Source organism: Bacillus sp. FSL L8-0358 (assembly GCF_038593095.1).
GTDB classification, from domain to species: Bacteria; Bacillota; Bacilli; order Bacillales; family Bacillaceae; genus Bacillus; species Bacillus subtilis.
The window spans coordinates 2,109,032-2,126,616 of the sequence record NZ_CP151962.1 but is presented as its reverse complement, the minus strand read 5'-3'; the positions used below and the strand labels follow the sequence as shown (position 1 = coordinate 2,126,616).

At 43.2% G+C, this 17,585-nt stretch carries 15 protein-coding genes and 1 pseudogene; 13 read left to right on the top strand and 3 right to left on the bottom strand.

The window, feature by feature from the left end; all coding sequences use genetic code 11:
* Window positions 1-165 precede the first annotated feature (165 nt).
* Together NYE49_RS10620 and NYE49_RS10615 are read left to right on the top strand one after the other, a co-directional pair.
* On the top strand, window positions 166-1,500 hold the full coding sequence (locus NYE49_RS10620; protein WP_047182748.1) for a gluconate:H+ symporter: 1,335 nt from the start codon (window positions 166-168) through the stop codon (window positions 1,498-1,500).
* A gap of 84 nt (window positions 1,501-1,584) precedes the next feature.
* On the top strand, window positions 1,585-1,821 hold the full coding sequence (locus NYE49_RS10615; protein WP_047182747.1) for a hypothetical protein: 237 nt from the start codon (window positions 1,585-1,587) through the stop codon (window positions 1,819-1,821).
* A gap of 33 nt (window positions 1,822-1,854) precedes the next feature.
* Here the strand turns inward: NYE49_RS10615 and gerT are convergent, their stop codons facing one another.
* Window positions 1,855-2,328, bottom strand: coding sequence for a spore germination protein GerT (gene gerT, locus NYE49_RS10610; protein ID WP_047182746.1), 474 nt, complete (start codon window positions 2,326-2,328; stop codon window positions 1,855-1,857).
* A gap of 98 nt (window positions 2,329-2,426) precedes the next feature.
* Between gerT and rarD the strand changes: the two genes are divergently transcribed.
* The 4 genes from rarD (at window position 2,427) to bshB2 (ending at window position 4,708) form a co-directional block, all read left to right on the top strand.
* A complete protein-coding gene (gene rarD / locus NYE49_RS10605) occupies window positions 2,427-3,323 on the top strand; it encodes an EamA family transporter RarD (RefSeq protein ID WP_047182745.1) in 897 nt (298 codons plus the stop codon).
* A 75-nt stretch (window positions 3,324-3,398) separates the two neighbouring features.
* Entirely contained in the window at window positions 3,399-3,677 is a 279-nt protein-coding gene (locus tag NYE49_RS10600; protein ID WP_047182744.1) for a hypothetical protein, read from the top strand.
* Entirely contained in the window at window positions 3,674-4,024 is a 351-nt protein-coding gene (locus NYE49_RS10595; protein ID WP_003231213.1) for a YojF family protein, read from the top strand. Before NYE49_RS10600 ends, NYE49_RS10595 begins: the two co-directional genes overlap by 4 nt.
* Window positions 4,025-4,042: 18 nt before the next feature.
* Window positions 4,043-4,708: a bacillithiol biosynthesis deacetylase BshB2 gene (gene bshB2, locus NYE49_RS10590; protein WP_003231215.1), complete on the top strand. Its 666-nt coding sequence runs from the start codon at window positions 4,043-4,045 to the stop codon at window positions 4,706-4,708.
* Between the two features lie 25 nt (window positions 4,709-4,733).
* On the opposite strand, the pseudogene rsbRC reads toward bshB2, so the two are convergent.
* Together rsbRC and NYE49_RS10580 are read right to left on the bottom strand one after the other, a co-directional pair.
* Window positions 4,734-5,580: pseudogene (rsbRC, locus tag NYE49_RS10585) on the bottom strand (RsbT co-antagonist RsbRC).
* A 15-nt stretch (window positions 5,581-5,595) separates the two neighbouring features.
* Window positions 5,596-6,954, bottom strand: a complete 1,359-nt coding sequence (locus tag NYE49_RS10580) for an MATE family efflux transporter (protein WP_047182743.1) — start codon at window positions 6,952-6,954, stop codon at window positions 5,596-5,598.
* A 265-nt stretch (window positions 6,955-7,219) separates the two neighbouring features.
* Here NYE49_RS10580 and cdaS point away from each other — a divergent pair, with 265 nt between their 5' ends.
* From cdaS to sucA, 7 genes are all read left to right on the top strand, one after another.
* Window positions 7,220-7,843, top strand: coding sequence for a cyclic di-AMP synthase CdaS (cdaS, locus tag NYE49_RS10575; RefSeq protein WP_080030734.1), 624 nt, complete (start codon window positions 7,220-7,222; stop codon window positions 7,841-7,843).
* A gap of 236 nt (window positions 7,844-8,079) precedes the next feature.
* Window positions 8,080-9,297, top strand: coding sequence for a macrolide family glycosyltransferase (locus NYE49_RS10570; protein ID WP_047182742.1), 1,218 nt, complete (start codon window positions 8,080-8,082; stop codon window positions 9,295-9,297).
* A gap of 380 nt (window positions 9,298-9,677) precedes the next feature.
* Complete coding sequence (gene cwlS, locus NYE49_RS10565) at window positions 9,678-10,922, top strand: D-gamma-glutamyl-meso-diaminopimelic acid endopeptidase CwlS (protein ID WP_004399265.1); 1,245 nt, start codon at window positions 9,678-9,680, stop codon at window positions 10,920-10,922.
* A 92-nt stretch (window positions 10,923-11,014) separates the two neighbouring features.
* Window positions 11,015-11,605: a superoxide dismutase family protein gene (locus tag NYE49_RS10560; protein ID WP_015251895.1), complete on the top strand. Its 591-nt coding sequence runs from the start codon at window positions 11,015-11,017 to the stop codon at window positions 11,603-11,605.
* A gap of 63 nt (window positions 11,606-11,668) precedes the next feature.
* Complete coding sequence (locus tag NYE49_RS10555; protein ID WP_080344203.1) at window positions 11,669-12,583, top strand: MoxR family ATPase; 915 nt, start codon at window positions 11,669-11,671, stop codon at window positions 12,581-12,583.
* Between the two features lie 10 nt (window positions 12,584-12,593).
* Complete coding sequence (locus NYE49_RS10550) at window positions 12,594-14,510, top strand: nitric oxide reductase activation protein NorD (protein ID WP_047182740.1); 1,917 nt, start codon at window positions 12,594-12,596, stop codon at window positions 14,508-14,510.
* Window positions 14,511-14,738: 228 nt separating this feature from the next.
* Window positions 14,739-17,573 (top strand): 2-oxoglutarate dehydrogenase E1 component, encoded by a 2,835-nt coding sequence (sucA, locus tag NYE49_RS10545; RefSeq protein ID WP_047182739.1) that lies wholly within the window; start codon window positions 14,739-14,741, stop codon window positions 17,571-17,573.
* Window positions 17,574-17,585 lie beyond the last annotated feature (12 nt).

The window sequence follows — 17,585 nt, the reverse complement described above, 5'->3', positions numbered from 1 at the left end:
TCATTGATTAGGAGATTAGTATGAACATATTAGTTGATCAAAAGATAACAATCATATAACCAAGACGTTTTTAGTTATTAATGAAAGCGTTTTCTGTTCATCTAGGCATGAAAAGCGCCAAAACATTGTCGCGAGAATCATATAAAACACTTTTGGAGGGGTACCATGCCGATTTTAATTGTAGCTGTCGGAGTGCTGATTCTGTTATTTCTCATTATTAAAGTAAAATTAAATACCTTTGTCTCACTGATTGTCGTTTCATTTTTAGTAGCCATCGGACTTGGAATGGATATCAATAAAATTGTTCTTTCAATTGAGACTGGAATTGGCGGGCAGCTGGGGCATTTAGCTTTAGTGTTTGGACTTGGCGCGATGCTCGGGAGGCTTGTCTCAGATGCTGGGGGCGGCTACCGGATTGCCATTACGCTGATTGACAAATTCGGGAAGGAACGAATACAGGCGGCGGTTGTGGTTGCCTCTTTTATCATCGGTATTGCGCTGTTTTTTGAAGTGGGTCTTGTTCTGTTGATACCGATTGTTTACGCGATTGCTAAAGAATTAAAAATGCCTTTTCTGTATCTGGGAATCCCGATGGCCGCCGCCTTAAATGTTACTCACGGATTTTTGCCCCCGCATCCTGCTCCAACTGCTATCTCAGTTGCATACGGTGCCCATATTGGCCAGGTGCTGCTTTTTGGAATCATCATCGCTGTTCCGACAACTGTGATTGCCGGGCCTTTATTTAATAAATTTGCGATGAAACGGTTTCCTGGTGCGTATCAAAAGCATGGAAACTTATCGGGGTTAGGACCGAGGAAAGAATTTCAGCTGGATGAAACACCGGGCTTTGCGATCAGTGCTGTCACGTCTTTATTCCCGGTTATCTTTATGGCAATGGCAACAGTTTTTTCTTTATTATTGAGTGAACATTCAAAAGGAAAAGACATTATAGAATTTATCGGCACTCCGGGAACGGCAATGCTCATTTCGCTGTTGCTTGCACTCTATACGATGGGATATGCCCGTAAAATATCTATGCAGGAAATTAGCAGATCTATTTCAGAATCAATTTCGAAAATTGCGATGATGCTGCTCATCATAGGAGGGGGAGGAGCGTTTAAACAGGTGCTGATTGACGGCGGGGTCGGCGATTATGTCGCTGATTTTTTCCGTCAAACAAACATGTCGCCGCTATTCGTTGCATGGACCATCGCCGCGGTTCTGCGTCTGTGTCTAGGCTCTGCTACCGTGGCTGCACTTACCACAGCGGGAATGGCAGCTCCGCTTATGGAGGCTGGCAGTGTAAACCCCGCGTTAATGGTGCTTGCAACAGGAGCCGGCAGTGTCATTGCGTGTCATGTAAATGATGCAGGATTTTGGATGGTAAAGGAATTTTTCGGCTTGAGCATGAAAGAAACATTTCAAACCTGGACGCTGCTTACAACAGTTCTTTCGGTTACAGGGCTCGGCTGTGTGTTATTGGCAGGGCTTGTGACGTAACAATCATAGACAGTCCGTAGCCCAATCGTTTTTCTTCCTTGCTGAATACTTTACGTATAGGCAGACATAAAGGAGGAAAAAATCATGTACCCTCATCATTCGTATTATCGCGGAATCCCAGGTCCAGCCGGATATCCGGCGCGTAGTCCTTTTTTGTTTGGCGCTCCTCTAGTCGGCGGTTTATTAGGCGGTTTTCTCGGGAGTGCGCTGTTTAACTATTCTCGTCCCTATGCCTATCCTCCTGGCCCTTTCGGATACGGAGGCGGACCGTACGGTTTTGGTGCCGGCGTGCCATACGGGGGATATCCCGGCTTCTATTAATAAAAACGGCCTGCATCGATTGCAGGCCGTTTTTTATCGGATGATTTCTACCTCGGACATATTGTAGTCTTGCTGCTTTTGAAACATGACTTCCAGAAGGCCATCCTTATAGACGGCTTTTGTTCCTTTGCGTTTGACTAAACAAGGAAGGTTTACTTTTTTCGGATGATCTGCTCTTGGGAAGTTTTCCAACCATAATTCGTGAGATGTGTGTTTGATTCTCACTTGTTCCAGCCATTCTTCGCTGATTGGCACCTTTACAAACACATGTTCTGCTGTTTCGAATATATCTATATCAGGTTTGACATCAGGTTTTGCATCAGGTTTGGCGGGCTGTTCTTTTTGAGGGAGAGGATCGCGGAAAGGAAATTGAGCCGCATAATCACTGCCGAACACACTTTCCATCACACGATTGACATACGTTTCAACTTCTTTCGGATCAGCTTTTTTTAATGCTTCTTTAGAAAATTGATTGTGGAAAGGAAAGTACTTGTTCCACTCAAACATTGTCTTCACATCCTTTCTTCACGGACAAAATAGTATATGCCCGCCAGATCTTTCACGTGATATAATATAAGATGCTCTAAAGAAAGGCAGGGATATAAATGCAATATTCAGAAACAAAAAAAGGCGTTATTTACACAGCCGTTTCCTTTATCATGTGGGGCCTGTTTCCGCTCTATTGGAAGCTTCTCGAACAGCTGCCGGCTCTTGATATTTTGGCTCATCGTATTATATGGTCTTTTGTTTTTATGTGTATCGTACTTTTTTTCTTGCGGCAATGGAAAATAGGATGGCAGGAGCTGCGCTCTCTGAAAAAGAACGGAGGGATCCTCTCTTTATTTCTTGCCTCTATCCTGATTTCGATCAACTGGTTTGTATACATATGGGCTGTCAACCATGGCTTTTTGCTTGAGGCTAGTCTTGGCTATTACATTAATCCGCTTGTATCAGTGCTCCTTGGGATTTTATTTTTAAAGGAAAAACTGAATCGCCTGCAATTAGTGGCCGTTTCGATTGCGGCAGCCGGTGTCATCATCTCGGCGTTCCAATACGGCTCCATTCCTTATGTTGCGCTTCTGCTGGCATTCAGTTTTGGGCTATACGGGTTAAGCAAAAAAAGAACAAGCATGCCGAGCGCCATCGGCTTAACGCTGGAAACATTCATGATTATGCCCATTGCATTGGGGTATTTGCTGTTCAGCGGACATGTTCAGCCAGCGGGTGCAGAAAGCGGAGGGACGTGGCTGCTTCTCTTTTTGGCCGGTGTGTTTACGGCTTTGCCGCTCTTATTGTTTGCGGAAGGAGCGAAACGGCTGCCGCTGTATCAAGTCGGTATCTTACAATATATTGCGCCGACCATTACCCTGCTGATCGGGCTGTTTGTTTACCATGAGCCATTTTCAAGCTCGAAGGCTTTTACATTCAGCTGTATATGGGCTGCGCTGCTCTTGTTTACGTTTTCACAAGTGAAGTGGAAACGGGCGTCAAAAAGCCATTGAGGCCTTTGGCTTTTCAGCTGATGCATATATTATGTATAATCATTTCATGTATGTAAGACATAAAGGAGCAAGACGATGGACAATGATAAAGAGATAGTGAAAGCCTATGCTTCACTTTGGAATAACCGATCTCTCGCACATGATGACGCAGAAGCGGTAGCAGAGGCGATTGATCTTGAGCTCTTGGATAGACGAACACATCCAAGACTCCGAAAACCGATGCTGGAAAAATATTTTGCCGCGATTCAGCGCATTGTGAATTCACAGCTCGAACCGGCTGTGAAATATCAGCTGGTCAAATTACATACAGAACGTGCAGAGTATTTAAAAGAAGAAAGAGGGGAGCAATCATGAAAGCGATCATAAAAGAAGATGTGCAAGCATCTTTAGAACGATATGCGGACCGCCCTGTATATATCCATTTAGAAACCACCACAGGTTCTTATTCAGCGCATTTAAATGAAAAGAACATGACAGTTGTTGCGTATATCCGCAATGCAAAAGTCACTTATCATCAGGCAAAAATCAAAGGTAACGGGCCTTACCGCGTTGGCTTGAAAACAGAAGAAGGCTGGATTTATGCTGAAGGCTTGACTGAATACACGGTAGATGAAGAAAACCGTTTATTAATGGCGGGACATCTGCCGGGCGGTAAACTGGCTATTTCTCTGCAAATCAGCGAAAAACCGTTCACAGTTTAAAGAAAAGGGTGAATAATAATGAAAGAACATGTACTAGTAATCCTGCCTCACCCTGATGATGAATCATATGGAGTGGCAGGTCTAATTGCCTTAAACAGAAAAAAAGACATTCCCGTTACGTATGCCTGCGCCACTTTAGGTGAAATGGGCAGAAATATGGGCGATCCATTTTTCGCGAATCGTGAAACGTTGCCGCTGCTAAGAAAACAAGAGCTCATCAACGCTTGCAAAGAAATGGATATCAATGACCTTCGTATGCTTGGACTCCGTGACAAAACGCTCGAATTTGAAGACGATGAGTATTTAGCTGATATCATGGAAGAGATCATAGATGATGTAAAACCAAGTTTAATTGTCACATTTTATCCCGGACACGGTGTGCACCCTGACCATGATGCATGCGGGGAAGCGGTTATCCGTGCATTATATCGCAAAAAGAAAGAAGACCGTCCGCGTACAATCTGCATGGCCATTACCCGCAACAGAGAAGAGGTTCTCGGCGAAGCTGATGTCGTACTTGATATCAAAGAAGTAGCTGATATTAAAATGAATGCGTTAAGAGCTCACCGCACACAAACAGAAGGCATGCTCAGAGAGCTTGAAGAGAAATTGAAAAATAATGAACCTGTTATGGCAACATGGTTTGAAGAAGAAATATATTGGACGTATCAATGGAATGATTAATCAAAAAGGTGTAAGGCCTTAAGCCTTATACCTTTTTTAATTTTAAGTCCGATGCAATTGCTGAAGCGAGAGTGGATCTCAAGGAAATACCTTCGAAAGACAAACCTAGCTGAACCGCTGTTTGCGCGATTTCCGGACGGATTCCAGACAAAGTTGAAGAAACACCGATTAAACGAAGCGCCTCAATCAGACTGAACAGCTGATGGGCAACCATCGTATCAATCACAGCTACTCCTGACAAATCAATATACAGTTGTGTCACCTTTTTTTTCGCACATTGATGCAGTGTGTTTTCCATAATCAGCTTGGCGCGGACTGTATCAATATCTCCGATTAAAGGCAGCAGTCCGACGCTGTGAAACAGCACGATGACCGGAGCGCTCAATTCAGTAATCATATCTTTTTGGGCCTGAAGCTGAAGGCTTGTGTTTTTGTACATTTCTTCTATAAAAATATGAATCACAAGATCAAACGCTTTTATAAGGGCGTGATACAGGTCTTCGGCTTCTTCGCTTTTCACAGTATCCTGATTGAGATGGACAAATTCTTTCACAGGAAACATATAAATCTCTCACTCTGACAAACTCCCGAATAATATAGTGGATAGGAGTTTTTAAATGCTCTTGATCCTGTGTGACTTCAAAGGCCCATTCTTTCAGTATAGGCAAGTATACGTCCTCATCATCTATAAAAATACGGTTTATTTTATAGTTAAAGGCAAGATTCTGGCTCTTTAAATTGTGAATGACAACAGGGTCTGTTGAGGCATAAATGGAATTGGGATCAGTCTCCTCGATTGTTTCATACCATGTTGAACTGATGGTTTCCGCATGCTGGGAAAGATACTCGAATAATTTTTTGTTTTTTGCCATGATTGATCACCTCTTTTAAATGTGTTGTTTTTGCGAATAACGTTTTTGCAGTTTTGCCAGCCTGAAAAACAGCCCAACTGCTCCGGCGGCGAGTCCCGCTATTAATCCAATCCAATAGCCGAATGCACCGAGGCTTGTAAACGTACCGACCATATAACCGACCGGAAGGCCAATGACCCAGTAAGAGACAAAAGCGGCCGCAAGCGTATAGTTCACATCTTTGTACCCTCTGAGTGCTCCCTGGATCGGTGCGGCAACAGCATCGGAAAGCTGAAAAAATAGCGCATAAATTAAAAAGTGCTGTGTCAGCCGGAGCACATCGGGGTCAGAGGTGTACATGCCCGCAATTTGCTCTCTGAATAAAAGGATACAGGCGGCAGTGAACAAAGAAAAGCCGATCGCCATCATGATGCCGATTAAGCTATATGAGCGTGCATCCTTAAAACGGGCTGCACCAGCTTCAAACCCGACAACAATTGTTAAAGCCATGGATACGCTGAGCGGCAGCATATATAAAAGAGACGCAAAATTCATGGCTGCCTGGTGGGACGCGATGGTCACTGTATGAAAATGGCTCATGAGAAGCGTGACAGCTGCGAAAATGCTCGTTTCAAAAAACACGGCGAACCCAATAGGCAGCCCGATTTTGAGCAAATTTTTGCATGCTTTCCAAGAGAACTTATACATGGTAAGGAAAATCCCGTATTCAGAAAACGGTGCGTTTTTATGAATAATGAAAAAACTGATGATGCAGATACACCAATAAGTTAACGCGGATGCCAGCCCCGCGCCGACACCCCCAAGTGCCGGCATTCCGAACTTCCCGAAGATAAATACATAATTCAATACAAAATTGATCGGAAGAGAACTGAGTGTAATCATCATGGTGACTTTCGTTTTTCCTAATGAGTCGATGAATGATCTCAACACGGTGTAAACAAATAAAGGGAAAATTCCCAGTGATAAAAAGCCTAAAAAGTGTTTAGCAATCTGATGCACGTGAATATCAAGGTTCAATCGGCCAAGAATAAGGTCAACTGCAGCATATCCAATCACTAAAACGGCGATGCTAAGTAGCGCGGCCACGTATACAGCCTGTAAAACAGTAAAGGGGATCTTCTGTTTTTTCTCGGCGCCTAATAACTGAGCGACAATCGGGGTGACCGCCATTAATATACCTGCCAGTCCTGTGTAAACAGGGGTCCAAAGGCTTGAGCCAATCGCGACACCCGCTAAATCAGCGGGGCTGACTTTCCCTGACATCACCGTATCTAGAAAAGTCATTAGAGAAAGCCCCGCTTGGGTAATGAATATCGGTATTAAAATGTGCAAGAGCTGTTTGATTTTTTCCCGGGCGTTTTGAGTTTCTTTCATACATTGATCTCCGTTTCTTTTTCATAACGAGAGAAATTATAACATTTTATGTATAAAAAGCAATGAACGCCGGGCCTATTCTTTTTTTGTCGGTTTCGTTTTTCTAAACATTTGGGCATAAATAAAAGAAAGCGAAATCACGCCTAAAAAGGTGCAAATATACTGAATGATTCTTTCGATTTCCATTCTTTACATCCCTCCTTTACCAATAGAATGTGCATCAATAAGATAAGCATTCGTGAAAAGTTGGAAATTTGAACAGGAGATGAAGGCTATGCGCTATGAGCAGATATCAGAAAATGCGTTCAAGGGGAAAATACAGGTGTACTTAGAGCAAATATTAGGTGATGCATCTCTAATCTTGAAAACGCTTCACGAAAAAGACCAGTGCCTTCTTTGTGAATTAGATGATTTGGGGCACGTTTTTCAGGACATGCAGGGGATTGCATCCTCCTTTTATTTGCAATCATACATTGAGGAATTTACGCCGGCATTTATTGAGCTGGCCAAGGCGATTAAAGCCTTATCGGAACATAAGCATGGAGCTTTAATTGTGATTGAAAGAGCAGACCCGGTTGAACATTTTATTCAAAAAGGCACCTCCCTACACGCCGAGATCAGCTCTTCATTAATTGAAAGCATCTTTTTTCCCGGAAACCCTCTTCATGACGGCGCTTTGTTAGTGAGGGAAAACAAACTCGTTTCAGCAGCCAATGTGCTCCCTTTGACGACGAAGGAAGTGGATATCCATCTGGGAACCCGGCACCGGGCGGCCCTTGGTATGTCGGGATATACGGATGCACTGGTGCTCGTGGTTTCAGAGGAAACAGGGAAGATGTCGTTTGCCAAAGACGGTGTATTATATCCGTTAATTTCACCAAGAACGTAAAAATAATAAAAAGGGCCTGATTAAGAATCCTATCATGAGACAAAATGACTGAATTCGTATCTTTATTAAAGCATTCGCTTCAAGCTGAATGCTTTTTGTCTTGAAGACAGGAAATATAAACTGGTAGAAAAGTTATGTGTGATGAATATTAATTAAGTGAAATACTTTACCTGTTTATGTATTTATAGTACCGTATAGAATATTACATAAATTTTCAAAGGAAGGGTGGCTGCCGCATGGCTAATGTATTAATGATCGGTTTCCCCGGTGAAGGGCATATTAATCCCTCTATCGGTGTGATGAAGGAGCTGAAATCCCGGGGAGAAAACATTACGTACTACGCAGTGAAGGAATATAAAGAAAAAATCACTGCCCTTGATATAGAGTTTCGTGAGTATCATGATTTCAGGGGAGATTACTTCGGGAAAAACGCAACCGGCGATGAAGAAAGAGATTTCACAGAAATGCTCTGCGCTTTTTTGAAAGCCTGTAAGGATATCGCGACTCATATTTATGAGGAAGTCAAACATGAATCGTATGATTACGTCATATATGATCACCATCTTCTCGCGGGTAAAGTCATTGCCAACATGCTGAAGCTGCCAAGATTTTCATTGTGTACAACCTTTGCGATGAATGAGGAATTTGCGAAGAAAATGATGGGAGCGTACATGAAAGGATCACTTGAAGATTCGCCTCATTATGAATCATACCAGCAGCTTGCAGAAACGTTAAATGCTGATTTTCAAGCAGAGATCAAGAAGCCATTTGATGTTTTTTTAGCTGATGGTGACTTGACAATCGTCTTTACATCAAGGGGATTTCAGCCACTGGCTGAGCAATTTGGCGAGCGATATGTATTTGTCGGTCCTTCCATTACAGAAAGAGCCGGAAACAATGATTTCCCATTTGATCAGATTGACAATGAAAACGTGCTGTTTATTTCAATGGGAACCATTTTTAATAATCAAAAGCAGTTTTTTAATCAATGCCTTGAAGTGTGTAAGGACTTTGACGGTAAAGTTGTGCTCTCCATCGGCAAGCATATTAAAACAAGTGAGTTAAACGACATTCCGGAGAATTTCATTGTACGCCCGTATGTCCCTCAGCTTGAGATATTGAAAAGAGCCAGCTTATTTGTGACCCACGGCGGAATGAACAGTACAAGTGAAGGTTTGTATTTTGAAACCCCGCTCGTTGTCATTCCGATGGGAGGCGACCAATTTGTTGTCGCAGATCAGGTGGAAAAAGTCGGTGCAGGAAAAGTGTTAAAAAAAGAAGAATTATCTGAAAGCCTTCTGAAAGAGACGATACAAGAAGTAATGAATAATCGTTCGTATGCTGAAAAGGCAAAAGAAATTGGACAATCACTGAAAGCGGCAGGCGGCTCTAAAAAAGCGGCCGATAGCATTCTTGAAGCTGTAAAACAAAAAACTCAATCAGCAAATGCATAGTGTAAAAGCCTGTTCTTATCGAAAGAGCAGGCTTTTTGCCATTTCATAAGAATGCAGAGGAAGGGATTTGACACGCCGATAGAGAATTGATTAGAAAAATAGACAAGAAAGGAGGAGAAACTGCTTCGTTCATCAATAGAAAACCATCATTTTTACCCTCGCTTAAATAGTTCCTTAGACTTTCGAAAAACATATCGTGCTTATGTAAAATGTTAGATGTTTATTTGAAGGTTTAAAGGTCGAATGATGCTGAAAATGCTGCCAAATGTCTGAAAAGGGTTTAACTTGCTGAAAAATTGACGATAAAACAGTTGTGTGCCATTTTTGGAAACAAAATACTAGCTGTTTTTGCAAAAAAAACAGTTTAGGAGGTTGAATGAATGAAAAAGAAGATTGTAGCCGGCTTGGCTGTTTCTGCAGTTGTTGGGTCGTCGATGGCCGCAGCACCCGCGGAAGCAAAAACGATAAAAGTAAAAAGCGGTGACTCTCTTTGGAAACTTTCCCGCCAGTATGATACGACAATATCAGCTCTGAAATCCGAAAACAAATTGAAATCAACAGTGCTTTATGTCGGACAAAGCCTTAAGGTTCCTGAAAGCAGCAAAAAAAGCACGACATCCCCATCTAACTCAAGCAAAACATCAACATACACAGTTGCATATGGTGATTCCCTATGGATGATTGCTAAAAATCATAAAATGAGTGTTTCTGAGCTTAAAAGCTTAAACAGCCTGAGCAGTGACCTGATTCGTCCGGGGCAAAAGCTTAAGATCAAAGGGACAAGCAGTTCAAGCGGATCAAATGGATCAAAGAAAAACAGCGGTTCCAATTCTTCAGGTTCTTCAAAAAGTACATATACGGTTAAGCTTGGTGACTCACTGTGGAAAATCGCAAACAGCTTAAATATGACTGTAGCTGAATTAAAAACCTTAAATGGCTTAACATCAGATACACTTTATCCTAAACAAGTGCTCAAAATAAAAGGAAGCAGTTCACCTAAGAACGGAAACAGCGGTTCCAAAAAGCCGTCAAACTCCAATCCCTCAAAAACAACGACGTACAAGGTAAAAGCAGGCGATTCGCTGTGGAAAATTGCAAATCGGCTCGGAGTCACTGTCCAAAGCATCCGTGATAAAAACAATTTATCATCGGATGTGCTGCAAATCGGGCAGGTTCTGACTATTTCGGGAGCATCAAAATCTAATCCTTCAAATCCGACAAAGCCAACAAAGCCAAAAGATAACTCAGGGTCAAACATTCAAATAGGTTCGAAGATTGACAGAATGATAACGGAAGCGAAAAAATATGTCGGAGTGCCTTACCGATGGGGCGGAAACACGCCTGCCGGTTTTGATTGCAGCGGCTTCATTTATTACCTCATTAATAATGTATCATCTATATCAAGATTGAGTACGGCAGGATATTGGAATGTCATGCAGAAAGTCAGCCAGCCGTCAGTAGGAGACTTTGTCTTCTTTACCACATATAAATCCGGCCCGTCTCACATGGGGATTTATCTAGGCGGCGGTGATTTTATTCATGCAAGCTCATCGGGCGTCGACATTTCCAATCTCAGCAATTCGTATTGGAAACAGCGGTACTTGGGCGCAAGAAGTTATTTTTAAAAATGAGTATGACAAAAAGCCTTTTATAGGCTTTTTTGTTTATACCAGACAATGATTGACCACACTGTTAGAAAAAACAAGGGGGAGACAGTATGTACCGTCTCTTGCTGTTGATGATGCTGACGGCACTGGGAGTTGCCGGATGCGGACAAAAAAAACCTCCAGACCCTCCTAACCGGGTGCCGGAAAAAAAAGTGGTTGAAACGTCAGCGTTTGGTCATCATGTCCAACTGGTCAATCGTGAAGGGAAAGCAGTCGGTTTTATAGAGATCAAAGAATCAGATGATGAAGGCCTCGATATTCATATTTCCGCAAACAGCCTTCGTCCAGGTGCTTCTCTCGGTTTTCATATTTATGAGAAAGGTTCTTGTGTCAGGCCGGATTTTGAATCAGCGGGCGGTCCCTTTAATCCACTGAACAAAGAACACGGCTTCAACAATCCGATGGGGCATCATGCCGGAGATCTGCCGAACCTTGAAGTCGGTGCTGATGGAAAGGTAGATGTCATTATGAATGCGCCTGACACTTCACTGAAAAAAGGAAGTAAACTAAATATTCTCGATGAGGACGGAAGTGCATTTATTATTCATGAACAAGCCGACGATTATCTGACAAACCCAAGCGGCAATTCCGGTGCGCGTATTGTCTGCGGAGCCCTTTTGGGAAATAACGAGAAGCAGTAATATCATCCAAGCCCTTTTGTATTGAGCATACAGGGGCTTTTTTAGTATACTCGTTAATGGAATATGAATAGGAAAGGGAATCTGTCTATGACAACTCAACTACAGCACTTAACATTGCCGGAAGATATACAACAAAAGCTTTTATCATATAAAGAGCAGCCTATTTCCCCAGAGTTTCAATCGCTTATAGGAACATCAGGCTATGAGGCGGAGGATGAAGCCATTTTATTTGACGCCATTATTGCATTAGCCATGGGGAAAAATGTCCTGCTGAAAGGGCCTACAGGTTCAGGAAAAACAAAGCTGGCAGAAACATTGTCCAGCTATTTTCATAAACCGATGCACAGCGTCAACTGTTCAGTCGACTTGGACGCTGAGGCATTGGTCGGTTATAAAACGATTGAAAATCAATCTGGCCAGGCGACAATCGAGTTTGTTTCAGGACCTGTTACAAAGGCAATGAAGGAAGGCCATTTTCTTTATATAGATGAAATCAATATGGCGAAGCCGGAAACACTGCCTATTTTAAACGGTGTATTAGATTACAGAAAAATGATGACAAATCCGTTTACAGGCGAGGTCATACGGGCTAAAAGCGGTTTCGGAGTCATTGCAGCCATCAATGAAGGCTATGTCGGAACTGTTCCTCTGAATGAAGCGTTGAAAAACCGTTTTGTCATCATTGATGTGCCTTATATTAAAGGCGAGCTGCTGAAACAAGTGCTCATGTCTCAGTCAGCCTTGAAAGACGAGAAATTGATTGACAGATTTATCACGCTTTCCTCTGACTTGATCGTTCAGACCAATAACGGACAGGTGTCTGAAGAAGCGGCATCCATCAGAGCTTTAATCGATACATGTGATTTAGCTGCTTATATTCCGCCGCGTCGTGCCATTGAGCGGGGAATTGTAGAAAAGCTTGATGATGATCGGGAAAAAGCGGCCGTCCGAAATATTGCAGAAACTCTGTTTGAATGAGGGGGCTGCGATGAAATTTATCAAATTTAACGACAGCACGATTGATTCATTTTTATTTATGATGCTGACTGATTTGGCCAAAACACTCACCAAGAGTGAAGCGGTAGAAGTGGAGTATGGCGTTCAGTCCTATTACAATCCATTTGAAAAGAAAATCTATATGAGCCACTTTTGGAAAGACAGGGCAGCTGAGGACATGGAAGCGGGTCTGAAAAGCGACGTCTACCTGCGTTCAGTCGGAACAAGATATAGCTCGCTGCATGAGTATTCGAACTTTTTGAATGATATCCATCGCCATCTTACGTTTAAAAGTTTTGCCAAGCAGCTCTTTATGCTGCTTGAAGACATTAGAATCGAAGAATGCATCAAACGTGAGCGCCCGGGTACGAAACAAGTATTTGCGAAGCGAAAAGACATGTACAGAAAACATTTCTCAACTCAGCTGACCTTAAATTTGGAACGAAGCATTTTTACCGATGCGCTCTTTTGCGCGATCTATGTCAAGCTCACAGCGGAATCGCCGCTTGAGACCCTTCCGTCCATGCGTGAAGATATCGATCTGATGCGCCCGTTTATTGAGCAGCAGCTCTTGCGTGTGTATGAAGCAGATTCGACACGGCAGGTTCTGAAAATTGTTGAGGACCTCATGGATGGGCTTGAAGAGGTGCTCGATAAAGACATGTTGAACACCTACTTCTTTTTGCCTGAGCTTGACTACGCAAAAGCTGCAGAACAGCCGTTATTTGAAGAAGAGAAAAAAGCGCCGAAGCTGAGTGATGACATCACGCTTCCAAAACAATCAGACGGTGATGAGGATATCCATGAAGAAGAAATGCCGACATGGCACCGGGAAACAGAAGCACCGTCTAAAAGCTTCCTTCAATTTGATATTGAACACGGCGCAAAATCAGATTTAGGAAAAGATGCTTCAAGGGAAGGTGACGATGGAGATCAGGCCCTTGGCTCTGTTCAAGGATCAGCCAGACAAACGAAACGGAAAGACTATTCCAAGCTGGAAGCGCTGGAGTCCCAAAAAGACCAGCCGAACGGAGCGGGTATGGCTGACGGCAAAGAAAATAAATATGCATTTCCAATTTATAAAGAACCGCAGCCGGCAACCAGTGAAGAAGAGCTTTCTTATAGCCAGCAGGCAAAAACGATTGAATCGTATCAAAAGCGTTTGAAACAAATGATTCAAAAAACGCTGGAGCATAAAAAAACATTGCCGAGAACAGATCTTCATGCCGGGAGACTGAATAATAAGCTTCTTCGTTACTTCACTGAGCGAAATCCGCGCCTGTTCTACAAAAAGCAAGAACCCTCTTCAGAAATCGACGCAGTTTTTACATTGCTGGTCGATTGTTCAGCCAGCATGTTCGACAAAATGGACGAAACAAAACGAGGGATCGTGCTGTTTCACGAAGCGTTGAAATCGGTAGCGGTTCCGCATCAGATTGTCGGTTTCTGGGAGGACACAAATGATGCAACCGAAACAAGCCAGCCAAACTATTTCAATACGGTTATTCCCTTCCAATCATCATTAAGACAAGAGTCTGGACCGGCCATTATGCAGCTTGAGCCAGAAGAAGATAACCGTGACGGGTACGCAATTAGGCAGATGACGAAAAAAATGCTGCATCGCAGCGAGGCGCAAAAGTTTTTAATTGTTTTCTCAGATGGAGAGCCGGCCGCATTTGGCTACGAACAAAATGGGATCGTCGATACAAGTGAGGCGGTTATCGAAGCCCGAAAAAGAGGAATAGAAGTGATAAATGTTTTTCTCTCCAACTCAGAAATAGAAGAATCGCAAATGAAGACGATCCAGGATATGTACGGAAAATTCAGTATATTTGTCCCGGATGTTGATCAGCTACCGGATGTTTTGTATCCGCTGCTGAAAAAACTGCTTCATAAAAGCATAGGATAGCCCTTAATCCTATGCTTTTTGGCGTTTGTTTTTTCGAATGATTAAATTTTTTGTTTTTTATAAAGGTTTTTTACTATTTTGTGAACAATCAAGGTAGAATCAAATTGCAAACAGTGGTAAAATATCGTTGGAAGCGTTTTTATTACATAATTTTGGACACAGCGTTCGAAAGTTATTTCAAGATAGTGAATCAATCACTTGATTATTTAAGTTGGGGGTAATATTCAAATGTTTCAAAATAGTATGAAACAACGAATGAATTGGGAAGATTTTTACGGTCCGAACCTCGGCTATGCGCTGGAGCTTTACGATCAGTATACCCAGGATCCGAACAGCATTGACCCGGATTTGAAGGAAATGTTCGACGAGCTCGGTGCTCCGCCAAGCGATATAAAAGAGGCCTCGGGAACAAAAGAAAAGGGACGTGTTACAGCCGATCTGATTCAAAAGATCGCATCCGCAGTCAGACTTGCAGAAGATATCCGAACCTATGGCCATTTGAACGCTTCCGTCAATCCGCTCAGAAAGGATGAGAAAAAGAGCGAACTTTTTCCATTATCCGATTACGGGCTAACAGAAGAGGAAATAAAAGCAATACCTGCGTCAGTCATCTGCAAAGACGCTCCTAAAAACATTACGAACGGTTTAGAAGCCATTCAGTATTTACGAAATACGTATAAAAGAACCATCTCTTTTGAATTTGACCATGTGCATGACTTCAAAGAGCGCGAGTGGCTGACAAGAAAGATTGAATCTGGCGAGCTGTTCCAGAAGAACTCAGCTGAAAAGCTGTCAGCTGTGCTGGAAAGACTGACTGAAGTAGAGGGCTTTGAGCAGTTTTTACACCGCACATTCGTCGGGCAGAAGCGCTTTTCCATTGAGGGTCTGGACGCTCTTGTTCCAGTTCTTGATGACATTATTGCACAATCTGTCAAATCAGGCACGACAAGTGTCAACATCGGGATGGCGCACAGGGGACGCCTGAATGTCTTGGCACATGTGCTCGGCAAACCGTATGAAATCATCTTCTCTGAATTCCAGCATGCGCCGAATAAAGATCTTGTTCCGTCTGAGGGATCAATTGGAATCAGCTACGGATGGACAGGGGATGTCAAATACCATTTGGGGGCGAATCGGGAGCTTCAAGACGCTGAAACAAAATCAGCGCGCATTACGTTAGCGAACAACCCGAGCCACTTGGAATTTATCAATCCGATTGTTGAAGGCAGCACAAGAGCGGCACAGGAAACGCGAACACAAAGCGGATACCCGGTCCAAGATGAAACAAAATCGCTGGCCATTTTAATCCATGGAGACGCTGCATTCCCTGGGGAAGGAATTGTAGCTGAAACATTGAATTTAAGCTCTTTAAAAGGGTATCAAGTAGGCGGTGCGATTCATATTATCGCCAATAACATGATCGGATTCACAACAGAAAGCGCTGAATCCAGATCGACAAAATATGCCAGTGACCTGGCCAAGGGTTATGAAATTCCGATTGTTCACGTGAATGCGGACGATCCTGAAGCTTGTCTTTCAGCTGTTAAGTTTGCGGTCGAATACCGAAAAACATTCAACAAAGATTTTCTGATTGATTTGATCGGGTACAGACGCTATGGACACAACGAAATGGATGAACCGTCAACCACTCAGCCAATGCTGTATGATGCTGTCAGAAAGCATCCGACCGTCAAACAAATTTTCGCTGAAAAGCTGGTAAAAGAAGGCGTGCTTACCGAGGAAGTTGTTCAAAACATCGAAAAATCGGTAACGAAGCGCATTGAGGATGCATATCAGAAAGTTCCGTCTAAAAAGGAACACACTGCCTGTGAAATTGAACTTCCAGAGCCTGTATCAAACGGTTTCCCAGATGTGGACACTTCGATTGATTTTGATGTGCTCCGCAAGCTGAATGGCGAATTGATCAACTGGCCGAAGTCATTTAATGTTTTCGGCAAGCTAAAGCGCATTTTAGAAAGACGCGCCAAGGCGTTCGATGATGATAGAAAAGTGGAATGGTCTTTGGCAGAATCACTCGCGTTTGCTTCAATTTTGAAAGACGGAACACCGATTCGTTTAACAGGACAGGATTCCGAGCGCGGAACGTTCGCCCAAAGAAACCTTGTGCTTCATGACAGTGAGACGGGCAAAGAATTTGTGCCGCTTCATCACTTATCTGACTGCAGCACATCATTTGCTGTTCATAACAGCCCGCTGTCTGAAGGATCGGTTCTCGGTTTTGAATACGGCTATAACGTGCATTCACCGGAAACGCTTGTTTTGTGGGAAGCACAGTACGGAGATTTTGCCAACGCTGCTCAAGTGTATTTTGACCAATTTATTTCTGCCGGACGCGCGAAATGGGGCCAAAAATCTGGATTAGTCATGCTGCTTCCGCACGGTTACGAGGGACAGGGGCCTGAGCACTCAAGCGGAAGAATCGAGCGATTCTTGCAGCTTGCAGCGGAAAACAACTGGACGGTTGCCAACCTGACAAGCGCGGCACAGTATTTCCATATTTTAAGAAGACAGGCTAAAATGCTGCTTCGTGAAGAAATCAGACCGCTCGTCATTATGACGCCGAAGAGCCTTCTTCGCAACCCAAATACGGTGTCGGAAGTGCAGGAGCTCAGCGAAAGCCGCTTCCAGCCTGTTTATGAACAGTCGGGACTTTCTCATGACTATGAAAAAGTAACCAGACTTGTATTATCCAGCGGTAAAGTGTCTATAGACATCAGTGATCATTTTAATAAGTTAGAAGACGGTAAAGAGTGGCTTCACATTGCGAGAATTGAACAGCTGTATCCATTCCCGGCAAAAGGAGTCAAAGAGTTATTTGCAAAACTTCCGAACCTGAAAGAAATCGTTTGGGTGCAGGAAGAGCCGCAGAACATGGGGGCTTGGGGTTATATCAGCCCGTATTTGACAGAGATTGCACCAGAGGGAGTAAGCGTTCAATATATTGGACGAAGAAGACGATCCAGCCCTGCAGAGGGAGATCCGACAGTTCATAAAAAAGAACAGGAACGTATTGTATCTGATAGCTTGACTCGCAAAAACTAAGGGGGAAATGAA

Excerpts from the sequence above, each read along its gene's own strand:
- NYE49_RS10620 (WP_047182748.1), top strand. The coding sequence starts at position 166 with ATGCCGATTTTAATTGTAGCTGTCGGAGTGCTGATTCTGTTATTTCTC.
- NYE49_RS10615 (WP_047182747.1), top strand. The coding sequence starts at position 1,585 with ATGTACCCTCATCATTCGTATTATCGCGGAATCCCAGGTCCAGCCGGA.
- gerT (WP_047182746.1), bottom strand. The coding sequence starts at position 2,328 with ATGTTTGAGTGGAACAAGTACTTTCCTTTCCACAATCAATTTTCTAAA.
- rarD (WP_047182745.1), top strand. The coding sequence starts at position 2,427 with ATGCAATATTCAGAAACAAAAAAAGGCGTTATTTACACAGCCGTTTCC.
- NYE49_RS10600 (WP_047182744.1), top strand. The coding sequence starts at position 3,399 with ATGGACAATGATAAAGAGATAGTGAAAGCCTATGCTTCACTTTGGAAT.
- NYE49_RS10595 (WP_003231213.1), top strand. The coding sequence starts at position 3,674 with ATGAAAGCGATCATAAAAGAAGATGTGCAAGCATCTTTAGAACGATAT.
- bshB2 (WP_003231215.1), top strand. The coding sequence starts at position 4,043 with ATGAAAGAACATGTACTAGTAATCCTGCCTCACCCTGATGATGAATCA.
- NYE49_RS10580 (WP_047182743.1), bottom strand. The coding sequence starts at position 6,954 with ATGAAAGAAACTCAAAACGCCCGGGAAAAAATCAAACAGCTCTTGCAC.
- cdaS (WP_080030734.1), top strand. The coding sequence starts at position 7,220 with ATGAAGGCTATGCGCTATGAGCAGATATCAGAAAATGCGTTCAAGGGG.
- NYE49_RS10570 (WP_047182742.1), top strand. The coding sequence starts at position 8,080 with ATGGCTAATGTATTAATGATCGGTTTCCCCGGTGAAGGGCATATTAAT.
- cwlS (WP_004399265.1), top strand. The coding sequence starts at position 9,678 with ATGAAAAAGAAGATTGTAGCCGGCTTGGCTGTTTCTGCAGTTGTTGGG.
- NYE49_RS10560 (WP_015251895.1), top strand. The coding sequence starts at position 11,015 with ATGTACCGTCTCTTGCTGTTGATGATGCTGACGGCACTGGGAGTTGCC.
- NYE49_RS10555 (WP_080344203.1), top strand. The coding sequence starts at position 11,669 with ATGAATAGGAAAGGGAATCTGTCTATGACAACTCAACTACAGCACTTA.
- NYE49_RS10550 (WP_047182740.1), top strand. The coding sequence starts at position 12,594 with ATGAAATTTATCAAATTTAACGACAGCACGATTGATTCATTTTTATTT.
- sucA (WP_047182739.1), top strand. The coding sequence starts at position 14,739 with ATGTTTCAAAATAGTATGAAACAACGAATGAATTGGGAAGATTTTTAC.